Genomic DNA, 14,788 nt, shown 5'->3' on the forward strand with positions numbered 1-14,788 from the left:
TTCGTGGTTCTGTTTCCATTAGTTTATCGAGGACTTGGCGTAGTTTTGTTGAGGAGGTATGAGCGGTATAGGGGAAGTACACAACCTCAACACCGACCTGAGCAAAACGTTGTTCTAAGTCAATACCGCGTGGTGTCCCTTTCCAGTCATCGCCTTTGAAGAAGGTGTTGTATCGGACCTCTTTCCAGGTCTCTAGTTTGTCTTCAAGGACTTCTGCATGAACACGGTCTACAAAATCAATGTGGGAGACAATTTCCATACGCTCAGCTAAAGGTATGACAGGCTTCCTACCTTTAGTAATTTCTAGAATTTCGTCTGAGACGACTCCTGCAATTAAGTAATCGCAGTGTTTCTTAGCTTCTCGTAAGATGTTCAAATGTCCTACGTGGAAAAGGTCAAATGCTCCAGCAGCATACCCGATGTTCATAGGTCCCCTAAATACTCTTGTCATAGATGTTTTGACTTTTCAAGAGTACGTCAGGTTGAGGAAGAAACACCTATTATTCTTAGGCATAGTTTTAGGGACAACAGCCCACAAAAACTACTTTTTTAGGCTCTGACCAGTAAAAACTATATGATTAGGGTAGCTTTCTCACAACAGTTGTTAGAACTGTCAGCTTATGAGTTCTGCAACTGAGCTTCTTTTGCCGCCTCTTCGGCAGCAACCCACGAAAGCATCGCACATTTAACACGTGCAACAAATCGAGAAACACCTGCAAAAGCTGCCGCATCCCCTAGGAGTTCTTCATCTGGTTCAATCGTCCCACGAGAACGTAATAGCTGACGGAATTGTTCCACCATCTCGTTGAACTCTTCAATGCTTAAGCCTTGAGCCATCTCAGATAGCACTGATGCTGAAGCCATAGAAATAGAGCAGCCGTCACCTTCCCAAGAAATATTCTCAATGTGTTGCTTGTTCTCGCTGAGACGGACTCTCAAGTTAATTTCGTCTCCGCAAGTGGGGTTATATTGGTGGTTATCTGCACTAGGGTGTCCCTGATTGTCGTTAAGCCCCTCCCCCAAACGCTGTTTAGAATGGTCAAGAATTATTTGCTGGTATAAAGAATCTAGTGAACTCATAAGGCTATCTTTCTTAGCGAAGGTTTAGTATCCAAAGTAGCTGCGTACTTGTGCAAGCTCTTCAAGGAAAATATCAATCTCTTCAGTTGTATTGTAAATATAGCTTGACGCGCGGGTAGAAGCAGTAAGGCCCAAAGCACGGTGCAATGGTTGAGCACAATGATGTCCAACACGCACCGCGATACCTTGCATATCAAGTAGCTGTCCAACATCGTGAGGGTGCACTCCCTCTACGTCAAAAGCAACTAGTCCAGCTCGTGTCTGCCCTGCTTCAGGGCCTAAAGAACGAACTCCGTCAAGGTTGTTGATTCCGTGCACTAAACGCTGCCCTAACTCATGCTCCCAAGCATAGACCTGATCCATCCCAATATTTTGAAGGTAACGCACCGCCTCAGCTAGAGCAATAGCTTGAGAAATTTTTTGAGTGCCTGCTTCAAATTTTGTGGGAGCTTCCATAAATTTAGCTTCTGTCATGGTGACTTTTGTAATCATCGAACCACCCGTCAAAAAAGGAGGCATATTGGCAAGAAGCTCTGCTTTTGCATAAAGCACCCCAATACCGGTAGGGGCAAGCATTTTGTGCCCAGAGAACGCTGCAAAATCAACATCCAGTTCATGAAAATTCACCGGCATATGTGGAACCGACTGGCAGGCGTCAAGAACAACGAATGCGCCTACCTGACGTGCTAATGACACCAAAGTATCTACCGGATTAATACACCCAAGAACGTTCGAAACATGAGTAAAAGACAGAACCTTCGTTCTCTCCGTGATAAGGCGTTCAGCCTCCTCTAAATTGAGAGTCCCATCTGCATTAAGCGGTATCCAACGCAACGTTGCACCAGTTTTTTGAGCAAGTATCTGCCACGGAATCAAGTTTGCGTGATGTTCTTGTTCAGTAAGAACAATCTCGTCTCCCTCAGACAACGCGAAAGGTTGTGATGCGGGTGCGCCGATACCAGATGAAGCATTCGCAAAAGAATATGTGATGAGGTTTAACGCTTCTGTAGCATTAGCCGTCCATACTATTTCGTTCTCTTGTGCACCAACAAAACCGGCAACAACCATACGAGCCTGTTCAAAGAGTTCTGTCGATTCCACAGCAAGAGTGTGTGCACCACGATGGACCGCAGAATTAGCCTGCTGATAGAAAGACTGTTCACTCTGTATCACCTGATAGGGATTCTGGCTTGTCGCACCAGAGTCCAAATACACTAGCCGTTTCCCGTTAACTTCAGTATTGAGCAGAGGAAAGTCCTCGCGTAGCTGTTGTACCGTCTGGTCGTTCAAGACAGTTCCTGAAGCTAATGCATAAGGGTGCGTCACGAGTTTTCTCCTCTAGGGGTCTGCCAACGGATAGTCAATAATAGTTATGATGCGCCGTGTAGCACATCATAACACCATGTTTTGATAGCTTATTCTTCAGTGACAAAAAATGATAGTCACAGCACGGTAAGAAGCCCGAGCCTCAGACTTCACCATAACTTTTTGTGCAGCATCTTAGGAAGATTCCGATGCCGTATGAAACTTCTGCTGTGCAGCAATAAGACCGTCTGATAACAACATATATACTGCCTGCGCTGACTGATCAATAAGGAACGGCAAGGATTGCACTTCATCTGAACTAAAAGGTTTGAGAACAAAATCCGAAACACTCATCCGCCCAGGAGGACGCCCAATACCCGTGCGCACACGGTAATAATCTTTAGTCCCGAGTACCTTAGTAATATCTCGTAACCCGTTGTGCCCGCCTTCACCACCACCGCGTTTGAGCTTGATAGTGTCAAAAGGAATATCTAGTTCGTCATGAACCACCACAATATTTTCCGCAGACACACCATAAAATTGGGCCAACTGTCCTACAGGCGCACCAGAAACATTCATATATGTCAAAGGTTTAGCAAGAACAGCACGTGGACCACCAATACCTAAACGCCCTTCAAGAACCATTGCTCGTGCTTTACTGTGACGTTTAAAATTTCCGCCTACGCTCTGAGCAAGCGCGTCAAGGACCATCTGCCCAATATTATGACGGGTACGTTCATACTCTGCCCCAGGATTACCTAGCCCAACAACCAACCACACGTCACTCATAATTTTCCTTTGATTCGATACTCCACGTCTTCAACCAGATAGATAAGTCTCTCAAACAACAACGACCCGCACACCATCATAGTATGCGGGTCGTCGCCACCTTCATCAGGTCAGAAGATGAAAAAGATTATTCTGCGTCTTCAGCAGGTGCTTCTTCAGCAGCTTCTTCTGCAGTCTCAGGCTCAGGAACGTCGAGTTCTTCAGGCTCAGAAACGTTAACAACAAGCAGTTCAGCGTCTGCAACGAGGGTTACATCAGCAGGAAGCTTGATGTCGCCTGCAAGAACGTGGTTTCCAGCTTCGCGACCTTCGATATCAACGATGATAGCGTCAGGAGACTTCAAAGCGTCTGCCTCAACCAAGAGAACGGTTTCTTCGAGGTTAGCTACAGCGCCCTGTGCAACTTCGCCTTCAACCTGTACAGGAACCTCGATTTCGACGCGCTCGCCGCGCTTAACGATGAGGAGGTCCATGTGCTGAAGTTCAGGACGAATAGGGTGACGCTGGATGTCTTTAATCATGGCAAGAACTTCTTCGCCTTCAATGTCAAGAGCAAGAATAGCGTTTGCCTGACGTGCAGCAAGAGTAGTTGCGTGACCAGGAAGAACAACGTGCTTGGGATCTTCACCGTGTCCGTAGATTACACCGGGAATGTCGCCTGCCATACGGATACGACGTGCGTATCCTTTGCCGAACCCTTCGCGAAGAGTTGCGGAAATTTTGATGGTATCTGACATAAGAGATACTCCTTTCAACTGGATATATTGCGCCATACAGTGTACTGACGCCAGAATATTATTCCAGTTCAGCCACCGTCGGGTTCGGACCTACCTACAGATGTTCTGTAGATATTCCACCGCCTTGGCTTTCTCAAGTGGTGTTGTTTCTTATATCTGAAGAGACAACCGTTCAATTATGCCTGATTAATAATACTCAGGCAAGGGGACGTTTGGGGTATCTCAAGTCATAGATACCCCAAACGTCTATATTTTTAATCCTGTAAACCCTCAAGGTACTTTGTGAGCGCTTCTTGATGGTCGCGAGGGGTAAACCCAGTAGCAATGATTTTTGACAGGTTCATTGCAGAGTTCATAGGACGTGGTGAGTAGTTCTCAGCTTCTGCAAAATATTCTGCGGTAGTTGTTTCACTCACACGTTGAGGGTCATGTCCGCACGCTTCGTAGACGTTTTGAGCTAGTTGCGCCCAGCTAATAACTTCTCCAGTGTTCGATACATGGTAAGTACCATAGGGTGCTTTGGCCTCAAGCAGATGTAAGAGTGCACCAGCAAGGTCTTCAGTGAAGGTTGGTCTGCCGTATTGGTCAGCAACAACAGCGGGATCGATACCACGCTCTGCAAGTGAACGCATAGTGAGCACAAAGTTTTTACCTTCACCAATAACCCAGCTGGTTCGCACCAAATAATGTGCGTTGAGGGCATTAACTGCGCATTCTCCAGCGGCTTTGGATTGCCCGTAGACTCCAAGAGGTGCTACTGGCGCATCTTCAGAGTATTCTTCTGGGCGTTCAAGGCTACCGTCAAAGACGTAGTCCGTTGATACATGTACCAATGGGATGTTTGCTTCACGCGCAATCTGAGCTAATGCGCTCACACCAGTGGCGTTAACCGCCCATGCGTCAGTGCGTCCTTGCCCCACCTGCGCGTTATCAACAGCAGTATAGGCTGAAGTGTTGATGATGGCGCGTAATGAACGCCAACGATAGGCTTTCTCCCAGCTTTTAGGTTCAGTCATATCTATTTCATCGCGAGTTGCTGCGATATATGGGATATGACGTTCGGTGAGCTGTCGTACGAGTTCTTTACCGAGTTGCCCTTGAGCTCCAATCACAAGAATAGGAGCTTCTTGGACAGGTTCTACAGCGTCTAAGCGTGGATGATTTTTGTCTTTATCAGAAAGTTCTGCCTGTTCGAGAGGAATAGGCCAGTCGATAGCAACAGTTTCATCAGCAAGGTTCAAGAAAGAGTATTCACCTTGTGCTTGAGCGGACCAATGGTCGTTGACGACGTAGGTGTATGCGGTGTTATCTTCAAGTGTTTGGAAAGAGTTTCCGACGCCACGAGGAACGAACACCGCCTTATCTGGTCCGAGTTCAACGGTAACGACTTTTCCGAAAGATTCTCCGGCGCGTAAGTCTACCCATGCACCGAAGATTTTTCCGGTAGCTACTGAAACAAATTTATCCCATGGTTCAGCGTGAATGCCACGAGTTGTTCCGACGCTTGCGTTGAAGGAGATGTTGTTCTGTACTGGCCCGAAGTCAGGTAGTCCAAGCGCCACCATTTTTTCGCGTTGCCAGTTTTCTTTGAACCAACCTCTGTTATCTCCGTGAACAGGCAGGTCAATCACGAGAAGCCCCGGAATATCAGTGGTGTGCACGGCAAGATCATGAGTCATCTTTTACTGCCCTGCTTTCGCGTATTTTGCTTCAACTTCAGCTTTGAGAGGTTCCCACCAGTCTCGGTTGTCTTCATACCAGCGGATGGTATCTGCAAGTCCTGATTCAAAGTCAGTAAAGCGAGGTTCCCAGCCGAGTTCTTCACGCAGACGAGTGCCGTCGATAGCGTAACGCAGGTCGTGTCCGGGACGATCTACGACGTGTTCAAAGGCGTCTTCTGGCTTACCCATCAAACGCAAGATTGTACGTAGCACGGTGATGTTATTTTCTTCGCCGTTCGCCCCGATAAGATAGGTCTCTCCGATTTTTCCTTTGTTAAGAATGGTCAGCACAGCAGAGGAGTGATCTGAAGCGTGAATCCAGTCGCGCACGTTCAGGCCTTCTCCGTAGAGTTTTGGTTTGATTCCGGAGAGAACGTTGGTGATTTGTCGTGGAATAAATTTTTCGATGTGTTGATAAGGCCCGTAGTTGTTGGAGCAGTTAGAAATGGTTGCTTCAATACCAAATGAACGAACCCATGCGCGCACAAGAAGGTCTGATCCAGCTTTTGTGGAAGAGTACGGCGAGGAGGGGTTATAGGGGGTGCGTTCTGTAAATTTTTGAGGGTCGTCGAGTTCGAGGTCACCGAACACTTCGTCAGTAGAAATATGGTGGTAACGGGTTTTGTGTTCACGAACCGCCTCAAGGAGGGTATACGTACCAATGAGGTTAGTGTGGATAAAAGGTGAAGGGTCGTTCAATGAATTATCGTTATGTGATTCTGCTGCATAGTGAACGACAGCATCTGCCTGTTGCACAAGTGGATCTACCACGTCGCGGTCTGCAATATCGCCTTTGACAAGCTCAAAACGCGATGAGTCTAGACCTGCTAAAGATTTCTCGTTAGCAGCGTAGCTCATAATATCGAGCACAGTTACATGATGATCGGTGTTCTCTAAAAGGTGGTGTACGAAGTTTGAACCGATAAAGCCGGCTCCGCCGGTGACAAGAATTTTTCCCATAGTTACATGGTACGGGAAGTATTATTCGTAGCGTTTGCACAAATAACAAATATTTCATTGATTTTCATGACACAATAAAGCGTATGAAGGGAATTATTTTAGCGGGGGGAACCGGTAGTCGACTCCACCCCATCACACTCGGCATCAGTAAGCAGCTCACTCCTGTTTACGACAAACCAATGATTTATTATCCGCTCTCAACTTTAATGTTGGCGGGTATCCAAGATATTCTCATTATTACAACACCAGAGGATAGTGAACAATTCCAGCGTCTACTTGGGGACGGATCGCAATTTGGAGTTTCATTCACGTACAAGGTGCAGCCCTCTCCAGATGGCCTAGCACAAGCGTTCTTATTGGGAGAAGAACACATCGGCAACGATAGTGTGGCGCTCGTACTAGGTGACAATATCTTCTACGGCCCAGGCCTAGGCAATCAGCTTCGTAAATATAGCAACATCGAAGGAGCCGCAGTCTTCGGTTACCGTGTTGCTGACCCAAGAGCTTATGGCGTCGTTGAATTTGACGAAGATTTCAAAGCTCTCTCAATTGAAGAGAAGCCAGAGAACCCTAAGAGCGATTACGCTATTCCAGGGTTATATTTCTACGACAACCACGTTGTCGAACACGCTAAAAGCATTAAGCCCTCTGCCCGTGGAGAGCTAGAAATCACTGATTTGAACAGGGTCTACCTTGAGCAAGGAAAATTGCAGGTAGAGGTCCTTCCTCGTGGAACTGCATGGCTAGACACCGGAACTTTTGATTCTTTAGCAGATGCAACGAGCTTCATTCGCACTGTTCAAGCACGTCAAGGTCTATCCATTGGTTGCCCTGAAGAAATTGCTTGGCGTATGGGATACCTCAGCGACGAGCAACTAGCTCAGCGGGCACAGCCGTTAGTAAAGAGTGGATACGGACAATATCTTCTCAATCTCTTGAAGTAGTTCTCAAAGCACTTACGTCATTGGGCACTCGACGTTTCGTGAAAGCAATTACTTTTGAGAGTTTTCTATCACTCACTGAAGTAGACAAAGCGACCAGTGTTAGAATGACCAAGACTTAAACTATCTTTATCTCCACCATCATTCCGCCTTTTGAAGGTTTTACAATATGACAATTCTTGATTTTGCGCGTCTGCTCAGGGTTAACCTGAAACTCTTAGTCATCGGCGCACTCATCGGAGCCCTCTTAGGGCTGGGGTATTCACTCCTCCAACCTAAAATCTATGCTTCATCTGCCACCGGCTACGTCACTGTTGGGCAGTCTGAGGGTATCGGCGATGTAATTTCCGGTAGCTCAGCAGCAAAAGATAAAGCACGCTCTTACCTAGCATTAGTATCTTCCGGCCCTGTTGCAAAACAGATTCTTGCAGAGAACCCTGACCTCAAACTCTCTGAAGGTCAGATTCGTGGAAGTTTACGGGCTTCTCTCGAAGGTGAGTCTGCTCTTATCCGAGTTCGTGCAACAGCAACTAGCCCCGAAGGCGCTCAGGTGCTAGCAAACTCTTCTTTAGAAGCGACAGCAAAAGTTGTTAATGAGCTAGAAGGATCCACTACTGTTCGTGTTGTCCCTCTTGATGACGCAACACTCCCTGGCGCTCCTATCAGCCCTGACACGAAAAAGAATGTTGGCATTGCTGCACTCATTGGTTTGGTTGCTGTCTTTGCTGTCATCTTCCTACGCCGTGCACTAGACGTCAAAGTTCGTACTCGTAACGATGTCATTAAAGCTACTGATGCTGGCATTTTGGGCATGCTCCCAGAGACTGAGAGCCTTTCTGAAGATCAAGTCACCACGAACAAAGACGACCATGCTTCTCAAGAAGCAGTTCGTCAGCTACGTACAAACCTCCGCTTCGTCAACGTTGATAAACCACCGCGTTCTATTATTGTGACATCTTCTGAACCTGGCGAAGGTAAGTCCACTGTGGCAACTTCTTTGGCTCGTTCTTTGGCTGAAGCTGGCGAGCCAACCATCATTATCGATGCTGACTTGCGTCGTCCAACCATCGCAAAGAAGTTTAAGATTGACTCTAAGCTTGGTTTGAGCCAGCTCCTTGCCGGTCAGATTACGCTTCAGGAAGCGACCCGCCCATACAATGGCAGCCCAAACCTTCACATCTTGCCAGCAGGACACACTCCCCCGAATCCTTCTGAACTGCTTGGTTCAGAGAAAATGAGTCAGCTTATTGATGATCTTACGAAAGAGTTTAAGGTCATCATTGACGTTCCTCCGCTTCTTCCTGTAACAGATGCTTCGCTCTTGGCTCCATCAGTAGATGGCGTACTCCTCGTAGCAACAGTGGGAAAGACTCGTAAGGAACATCTTGAAGAGTCCTCGAAGATGATTAGAAAAGTTGGGGCGAACCTCTTTGGTGCGGTCATCAACCGTACACCGCTTAGCGGCCTCGGCAATTCTTACTACGGCTTTGGCTATGCAGGAACCTACGGAGGATACACCTCCTACTATGGTTCTGATAAAGATAAAGCCAAAAAAGCAAAAACCAAACGTAAAAAATAGCATCTAGCTATCAGGGGTGGTGTGGTACTTCGTAGATACCGCACCACCCCTTTCGTCTGGTATGGTGTAAGACCCTCCCAGCATACCTCCAGAGATTTTTAGAGATACAATGGTACTAACGCATAGATTTAAGGGACATAGATTTTGAGCGATCATCTTCAAAGCAATAGCTCTACTACAGAGCAACAGGTTTCTTTGCCTGTACGTATTCGCCTATCTCATGCTTATTTTCAGCATCTAGCTGATCTCAACGGTATCGATATCCTACATATTAAAGGTTATGCTTTCGAAAAAGAAGCATACCGCCCAGGTAGAACAAGTACCGATGTCGATGTACTCGTACGGCCTGCCCATGTAGAACGTTTTATCTACATCCTCAATCAAGCTGGTTGGCAGACCCTAGCTCATTTTGAAACAGGTTCCATTTTCGAGCATGCACAAACTCTTTATCACCCATCGTGGGGGTTAACAGACATTCACCGTTATTTCCCAGGCCTTGGGTATGAAAGCCCTACACGAGCTTTTGACCAGTTATGGGAAAGGCGTCGTGTGAAAGAAATAGCGCATTACCCATGTATGGTTCCGTCTCTCATAGATATGCAACTCATCGTCGTTTTGCATGGTGCACGAGCTTCTGCAAAAGTTAAACCTGATATAACGTTCTTAGATTCTTCTCTTGAGGCTTCTGACTGGGATACTTTACGTACTCGAGCAGAAGAGCTAGATTCTTTATTAGCTTTTGATACGGCTCTAGGGAATATTGAAGCGCATAAAGATAGCCGTCACTATCTCCTCTGGAAATCTGTTTCGGAAGACTCAACGCCAGCCATTCAATGGACAGCTCGTCTACGAAGGGCCAAAACATTAGGCGATAAATGGAGAGTTATTAAATCCATCGTTGCAGTCAACGAAGACCATCTAGCGATGACCTTAGGTAGAAAACCAACCCGTCAAGAACTTCGAGAAAAATTCTTCGAACGATTTACAGCTATCAGGAGAAAACGATGAGCACCCCACAATACACTCATTCTTCTTCTTGCGCGTTCGTTCTGAACCACGAGGTTGAAACACATCAAGAATTCTATGCAGTCTATCTTGCTGACTTACGCACATCAGAAATCATGATTCTTGAAGGCTCTAGCGCCGCAATCTGGGTACTTTTAGAAGACCCCATGACCTTAGAAGAACTGATCAACGAAATCAGTGAAATCTATCAGGTGCCCGTTGAGGATATTAAAGATGAGGTAACAGATTTTATCCAGTCTTTTGTTTCTAAAGGGTATCTCAAAGAAAACAGCTAATAGAAAAGAGTGGTACGAGAATTTCTCTCGTACCACTCTTTTATCTCAATACATTCTTGAGGCGTCACAATGATTAGTTCTAGAGGGAGGCTAATTTCTGACGAAGTTGTCGAACGAATTGCTTTTCAGAAAACTTTTGAATATATTCACGAATATGCTGAGCGTCCCATTGTTCAGGGTTGAAAGTGTCTACAGCATGATAAATATTTTCTTGTGTCGGTTTCTCAATAAAGCACCCATTCACGTTCTCTTGAATGGTGTCTAGATAACCACCTGCTCGTAAGGCAATCGTTGGTTTTCCATAAGAGCCAGCTTCTAGGGGCGTCAGCCCAAAATCCTCGTAAGAGACCGCTAATAAAGCACGACAATGAGCATATGCCCCACTTAGCTGTGCATCAGAAACGTTATGAGCAAAACGGATATTATCCGCCGCCATTTTTTTCAATTCCTGAGCCATTGGCCCAGAACCAATAATAAGAAGTTTCTGACCTAACCGGTTAAACGCTTGCACAACATCTGCCACATTTTTATACGGCAAAAGACGAGAAACCACGAGGAAGTAATCACCATCGGCCATAAACTCTTCTAATCCGGCAATAGGTTCGGTTACGTCCGTTGAGCTCGTAGAATACGGCGGGAAGATAATCTCAGCATTCTTTCCGTATACGTCGAAGATACGTTGACGAATCACCGTAGAGTTACCGATATAAGGGCCCGCTTTCTGTGCAGCACGTTTATCCCAATGGATTAATGCAGGGCGAAGAACTTTCAATGCGACACCAATTAATGGGTGAGTAGAATTCCCTAAATACTCATCGCTCAGGTATAGCCATCGTGCCGGAGAGTGGCAGTAAATGAGTGATGCACCAGAAAAGTTAAAGCCATGCGCCCACCCTGTGCTGGAGACAAGAGTCTTCCGTGCTGGTACGCGAAGGAAAGAGCTTGCAAGCGGAAGGACGGGTAGAGCCAAACGATGATTCTTTCGGAGAACTCCTATTTTGTTTAAAGGAGAGACAACCACTTTTGCGTCTTTAAATTCTGGGTAAGTATTCTCAGGATCATATAACGTGGTATAAATCGTAGCTTCCGGAAAAGCTTTATGCATAGCAAGCACAACGCGTTCTGCCCCACCACGTTGTGTGAGGTAGTCATGAGCAATAGCGAACTCTTCTGTTATGGGTGCGGTGCGAGAAAATTTGCGAAGGAAGTTCTTGAACTGGGGGAAAAGAACCATGGAGTTTAGAAGACCTTTCGGGCGCGTTGAGGATATGTAATTCCGGCATATCCAGCAGACTCTACAACAAGTGAAATAAGTTTTTCTGAAACTTTACGAGGAAGCCTATCAGCAACAGAATCAATAGCTGATCCAAAGATATTAATGGTTTTCTCAGTGGTTAGAGCGGCAACAGCTTTGACAGCAGTTCCCCACAAACCATGGAGTTTGACCTCTCCTAAAACGTCGTCTCCATGTTTCTCAACAAAAATTGCTCGTGCAGCGCCCGAATGTAAGGCGCGAGTAGCACGTCCAACAGTAGTTGTCGCCGCGATATGGTGACGAGATTCTAGCTCTGGTGCAAGAATAATGGTTGCTCCAGCTTGATGGAGCATATACCCCATATCAACGTCTTCCCAACCGTAAAGTCGGTATCGTTCGTCATAGCCACCAACTTTTTCATACATGTGACGGCTCAGCGAAGCATTTGCATTCCAAAAGTTCCATCGACGATCAGGAGAAACCCGATATGCGTCTTCTCGGAACTTTATATCGCGATGGTATCCATAAGCTCGTGCATAAGCATTATCAGGATACACATTGTGGACTAAACCAATCACTCCAGTCTCACCATCGCCCTGATGTAGGCGGATATGTTCCGCAATAAAATCTTCGCCCGGTTCAAGATCATCATCACAACGAATCAGAATCTCTGCATCAGCAGCCTGATGCCCTGCGTTAAGAGCTTTGGAACGTCCACGATTTTCCGGAAAAACGATAGCCTCGATGTTGAGAATACCGCGCTGTTGGTAGGTCTTTACGACGCTCTCAGATCCGTCAATATCACCATCGCAGACAACAATAACTTGAAAATCTTTTTCGGTCTGTTGTTCTAGAGCATCTAAAGGATAGTGAAGTTTAGACGCTCCTCCCCTAGTGGGGATAATAACTGCTGCTTTATACATTTAAAGGTGCTCTCCCATGAGTGAAATACATTTTTATTCTATCGAGAATGTTTAGGTTTATAGCCATATCCGCTACCGGAAGGCAACAATATAGTAGGAGGCTCATAGAGCCAAGGCATACGCAAACGGGTCATATAAACGATCAAGACAGGAAGTATAATTCCAGCAAGAGTAGCAAAAATATCAATAATATAAGGGTTATCTACACCGATTTTGGCTAAAAGGACCCTCGTAGTAGGGGTAAACATCAGATGCATCAAATAAATAGGTAAAGATGTTTTTCCAAGATATTCTAAAACCCGAATTCTACGCCAACGGTACAGATACGAGAAGAACATGATGATAGCAACCATTCCTGCATAACTAGCTGCCATTCCCATCCCGATAGAAGACAATGTCCTATGTGGATCAGCAGAGGTTGGCCGAGTAGTCGTTACCGAAGAAAACGCTATATATAGGTAAAGAGCCCCAAAACATATAGCAAAGATGATTAACACAAATGAATGTAATTTCATAATTTTTTGTGTTAATCGCTCAATACCAAGAACTGCACCTAGAGCAGTAATAAAAAGCAAACTCATACCTCGCTCAGGAATACTCTTTCCATCGATACCCCAAGATAGAAGCATAACCAGCAGGAGCAAAACCATCAGAAGATAAGATGTTGCCCGGTTCCTCCACGGTTGTATACTCAGAAGAATACAAAAAACGATGGCAGCCCATGGTAGGTACCAAAGATGCGCAAGAGGATGCCACAGGTTAATAACATCTATCCACGAAGTATCAGAGTTACTGGCAGAAGATCCAAGAACCTGAAAAGAGCCTTGAATCAAGGTCCAGAGAAAATAGAGATACCCAAAAGTTATCACCCTGTTCCACAGGTATTGTGGATGTGGGTGTCGTCGTGAAGCAGCGCTCATGTTAAGTCCCATTAAGAACGCAAAAAGTGGCATATGTACAAGGTATAGCGCCGCATTAAGCTGAGACAAAAAAGTATTACCTACTGCAAGACCTGCTGACACTACACCAACATTAGCGTGCCCCAGAACAACAAGAATAAGTGCAAAGCCTCGAATTGCATCAATGGAATAGTTTCTTGGTGTTTTCGACACATTCTTTACCACTATTGCCAGAGCCTTCTTAGAAGTTGTTCGACACGAGCTTTACCGGCTTCTGGAGAGTACCTTTCATGCCAACGCCAGTAGAGAGAGTCTACAATTCCTTGCAAGTTTTCCGGATGAACAGCTAGCTCCTGCGACATACGACGAATTGTTTTGGCAAGAGCTGACACATCTGAGTTAGGGAATACCCAAGGATATTCTTCACCAAGAATTTCAGGAAGAGCACCAGCATTAGAGATAATTAGTGGCACACGCGCACTCATAGTTTCGGCAGCAACGAGACCAAAAACTTCGTTAAAAACAGAAGGTACCACCATAATGTCGACATTCTTCATGAGTTCTGATGGGGTAACCCATCCTAGAGTTTCTACGTTGTCACCAAGATCAGTTAAAGATTCTTGTACCCGTTGTTGACTTTGTTCTCCAATAAAACGCGATTCTCCAGCAAGTACTAATGAATAGTTCTCTTCATGGAACTGTTGGTTAAGCTCTTTAAGCGCACGCGCAAGAACATCTGTCCCCTTGATTTCAGATGGACGACCAAGAAAACCTACTTTAATGTTTCTCGGAGAAAACACCTTGCGTTCTAAAGGCATAGAGACTTCAGTAACCCAGTTATAAAACGTTTCAGTTCCAGCTAACTGGTTACTCACAAAATCACTAGGGACGAGTGTTGTTAAAGCTTTTCGTCGTGCGATAGGAGCAAGGTATTTAAGTTTTCCTTCAGGAAGTTGATGCAAGTGAACGATACGGTGGGGATGTCCAGCTGTAGCAAAAGAAGGAAGGAGACCATTACACCATAGTAGACCTTTACGATGTTTCTTGTCCCAGACGCGTAGTTGGGCAATATAGTGTTTACGTGTTGTGGCAGGTAAAACGACGGTGTCAAAGCCCTCATCTTGTGTAGCTTCAACCAAAGCAGGTGGTTCGGCAGGTCCAACGACAGTGACCTGGTAGCCCAAACTACGAGCGGCACGAGCAACGTTAAGGAGCATGACTTCTCCCCCGCCGATGTCGCCGTTATTCGTAGCAATCGTTAGTTCCTTATACATAAAAACTATTCCTTCTATAAAGATA

15 protein-coding genes are annotated in these 14,788 nt (G+C 45.8%); 4 read left to right on the plus strand and 11 right to left on the minus strand.

Features of this window, described 5'->3' with window-relative positions; translation table 11 throughout:
• The 7 genes from ACN08Z_RS04095 to rfbB all read right to left on the minus strand — a co-directional run.
• Nucleotides 1-427 (minus strand): adenylyltransferase/cytidyltransferase family protein (locus tag ACN08Z_RS04095; RefSeq protein WP_419103321.1); only part of this gene is annotated, 427 nt, incomplete at its 3' end.
• A gap of 191 nt (nt 428-618) precedes the next feature.
• Entirely contained in the window at nt 619-1,080 is a 462-nt protein-coding gene (gene sufU / locus ACN08Z_RS04100; protein WP_419103322.1) for a Fe-S cluster assembly sulfur transfer protein SufU, read from the minus strand.
• 24 nt (nt 1,081-1,104) lie between these two features.
• A complete protein-coding gene (locus ACN08Z_RS04105) occupies nt 1,105-2,406 on the minus strand; it encodes a cysteine desulfurase (protein WP_419103323.1) in 1,302 nt (433 codons plus the stop codon).
• A gap of 174 nt (nt 2,407-2,580) precedes the next feature.
• On the minus strand, nt 2,581-3,174 hold the full coding sequence (pth, locus tag ACN08Z_RS04110) for an aminoacyl-tRNA hydrolase (protein WP_419103324.1): 594 nt from the start codon (nt 3,172-3,174) through the stop codon (nt 2,581-2,583).
• A gap of 127 nt (nt 3,175-3,301) precedes the next feature.
• Nucleotides 3,302-3,910, minus strand: a complete 609-nt coding sequence (locus tag ACN08Z_RS04115; protein WP_419102086.1) for a 50S ribosomal protein L25/general stress protein Ctc — start codon at nt 3,908-3,910, stop codon at nt 3,302-3,304.
• A 254-nt stretch (nt 3,911-4,164) separates the two neighbouring features.
• Complete coding sequence (gene rfbD / locus ACN08Z_RS04120; RefSeq protein WP_419103325.1) at nt 4,165-5,589, minus strand: dTDP-4-dehydrorhamnose reductase; 1,425 nt, start codon at nt 5,587-5,589, stop codon at nt 4,165-4,167.
• A 3-nt stretch (nt 5,590-5,592) separates the two neighbouring features.
• Nucleotides 5,593-6,591: a dTDP-glucose 4,6-dehydratase gene (gene rfbB / locus ACN08Z_RS04125; RefSeq protein ID WP_419103326.1), complete on the minus strand. Its 999-nt coding sequence runs from the start codon at nt 6,589-6,591 to the stop codon at nt 5,593-5,595.
• A gap of 83 nt (nt 6,592-6,674) precedes the next feature.
• Between rfbB and rfbA the strand changes: the two genes are divergently transcribed.
• The 4 genes from rfbA (at nt 6,675) to ACN08Z_RS04145 (ending at nt 10,412) form a co-directional block, all read left to right on the plus strand.
• Nucleotides 6,675-7,535 carry a glucose-1-phosphate thymidylyltransferase RfbA gene (gene rfbA, locus ACN08Z_RS04130; protein WP_419103327.1) on the plus strand — a complete coding sequence of 287 codons (861 nt, stop codon included), beginning with the start codon at nt 6,675-6,677 and terminating at the stop codon, nt 7,533-7,535.
• A 166-nt stretch (nt 7,536-7,701) separates the two neighbouring features.
• On the plus strand, nt 7,702-9,111 hold the full coding sequence (locus tag ACN08Z_RS04135) for a polysaccharide biosynthesis tyrosine autokinase (protein WP_419103328.1): 1,410 nt from the start codon (nt 7,702-7,704) through the stop codon (nt 9,109-9,111).
• Between the two features lie 144 nt (nt 9,112-9,255).
• Nucleotides 9,256-10,119, plus strand: coding sequence for a nucleotidyltransferase family protein (locus tag ACN08Z_RS04140; RefSeq protein ID WP_419103329.1), 864 nt, complete (start codon nt 9,256-9,258; stop codon nt 10,117-10,119).
• Nucleotides 10,116-10,412, plus strand: a complete 297-nt coding sequence (locus ACN08Z_RS04145; protein ID WP_419103330.1) for a PqqD family protein — start codon at nt 10,116-10,118, stop codon at nt 10,410-10,412. Before ACN08Z_RS04140 ends, ACN08Z_RS04145 begins: the two co-directional genes overlap by 4 nt.
• 79 nt (nt 10,413-10,491) lie before the next feature.
• Here the strand turns inward: ACN08Z_RS04145 and ACN08Z_RS04150 are convergent, their stop codons facing one another.
• From ACN08Z_RS04150 to ACN08Z_RS04165, 4 genes are read right to left on the minus strand one after another with little or no spacing between them, the layout of a single operon-like run.
• The gene (locus tag ACN08Z_RS04150; RefSeq protein WP_419103331.1) at nt 10,492-11,646 is read right to left on the minus strand and encodes a glycosyltransferase; all 1,155 of its coding nucleotides are present in this window, start codon (nt 11,644-11,646) and stop codon (nt 10,492-10,494) included.
• Between the two features lie 5 nt (nt 11,647-11,651).
• Complete coding sequence (locus ACN08Z_RS04155; protein ID WP_419103332.1) at nt 11,652-12,590, minus strand: glycosyltransferase family 2 protein; 939 nt, start codon at nt 12,588-12,590, stop codon at nt 11,652-11,654.
• A 38-nt stretch (nt 12,591-12,628) separates the two neighbouring features.
• On the minus strand, nt 12,629-13,702 hold the full coding sequence (locus ACN08Z_RS04160; RefSeq protein WP_419103333.1) for an acyltransferase family protein: 1,074 nt from the start codon (nt 13,700-13,702) through the stop codon (nt 12,629-12,631).
• Between the two features lie 11 nt (nt 13,703-13,713).
• Nucleotides 13,714-14,763, minus strand: coding sequence for a glycosyltransferase family 4 protein (locus ACN08Z_RS04165; protein WP_419103334.1), 1,050 nt, complete (start codon nt 14,761-14,763; stop codon nt 13,714-13,716).
• Nucleotides 14,764-14,788 lie beyond the last annotated feature (25 nt).

Source organism: Rothia sp. P7181, from assembly GCF_048513015.1.
Lineage (GTDB): Bacteria > Actinomycetota > Actinomycetes > Actinomycetales > Micrococcaceae > Rothia.

What these genes read in the sequence shown, in the direction of transcription:
- rfbB (WP_419103326.1), bottom strand. Translation starts at nt 6,591, where the DNA reads ATGGGAAAAATTCTTGTCACCGGCGGAGCCGGCTTTATCGGTTCAAAC.
- ACN08Z_RS04155 (WP_419103332.1), bottom strand. Translation starts at nt 12,590, where the DNA reads ATGTATAAAGCAGCAGTTATTATCCCCACTAGGGGAGGAGCGTCTAAA.
- ACN08Z_RS04115 (WP_419102086.1), bottom strand. Translation starts at nt 3,910, where the DNA reads ATGTCAGATACCATCAAAATTTCCGCAACTCTTCGCGAAGGGTTCGGC.
- rfbD (WP_419103325.1), bottom strand. Translation starts at nt 5,589, where the DNA reads ATGACTCATGATCTTGCCGTGCACACCACTGATATTCCGGGGCTTCTC.
- pth (WP_419103324.1), bottom strand. Translation starts at nt 3,174, where the DNA reads ATGAGTGACGTGTGGTTGGTTGTTGGGCTAGGTAATCCTGGGGCAGAG.
- sufU (WP_419103322.1), bottom strand. Translation starts at nt 1,080, where the DNA reads ATGAGTTCACTAGATTCTTTATACCAGCAAATAATTCTTGACCATTCT.
- ACN08Z_RS04135 (WP_419103328.1), top strand. Translation starts at nt 7,702, where the DNA reads ATGACAATTCTTGATTTTGCGCGTCTGCTCAGGGTTAACCTGAAACTC.
- ACN08Z_RS04165 (WP_419103334.1), bottom strand. Translation starts at nt 14,763, where the DNA reads ATGTATAAGGAACTAACGATTGCTACGAATAACGGCGACATCGGCGGG.
- ACN08Z_RS04150 (WP_419103331.1), bottom strand. Translation starts at nt 11,646, where the DNA reads ATGGTTCTTTTCCCCCAGTTCAAGAACTTCCTTCGCAAATTTTCTCGC.
- ACN08Z_RS04145 (WP_419103330.1), top strand. Translation starts at nt 10,116, where the DNA reads ATGAGCACCCCACAATACACTCATTCTTCTTCTTGCGCGTTCGTTCTG.
- rfbA (WP_419103327.1), top strand. Translation starts at nt 6,675, where the DNA reads ATGAAGGGAATTATTTTAGCGGGGGGAACCGGTAGTCGACTCCACCCC.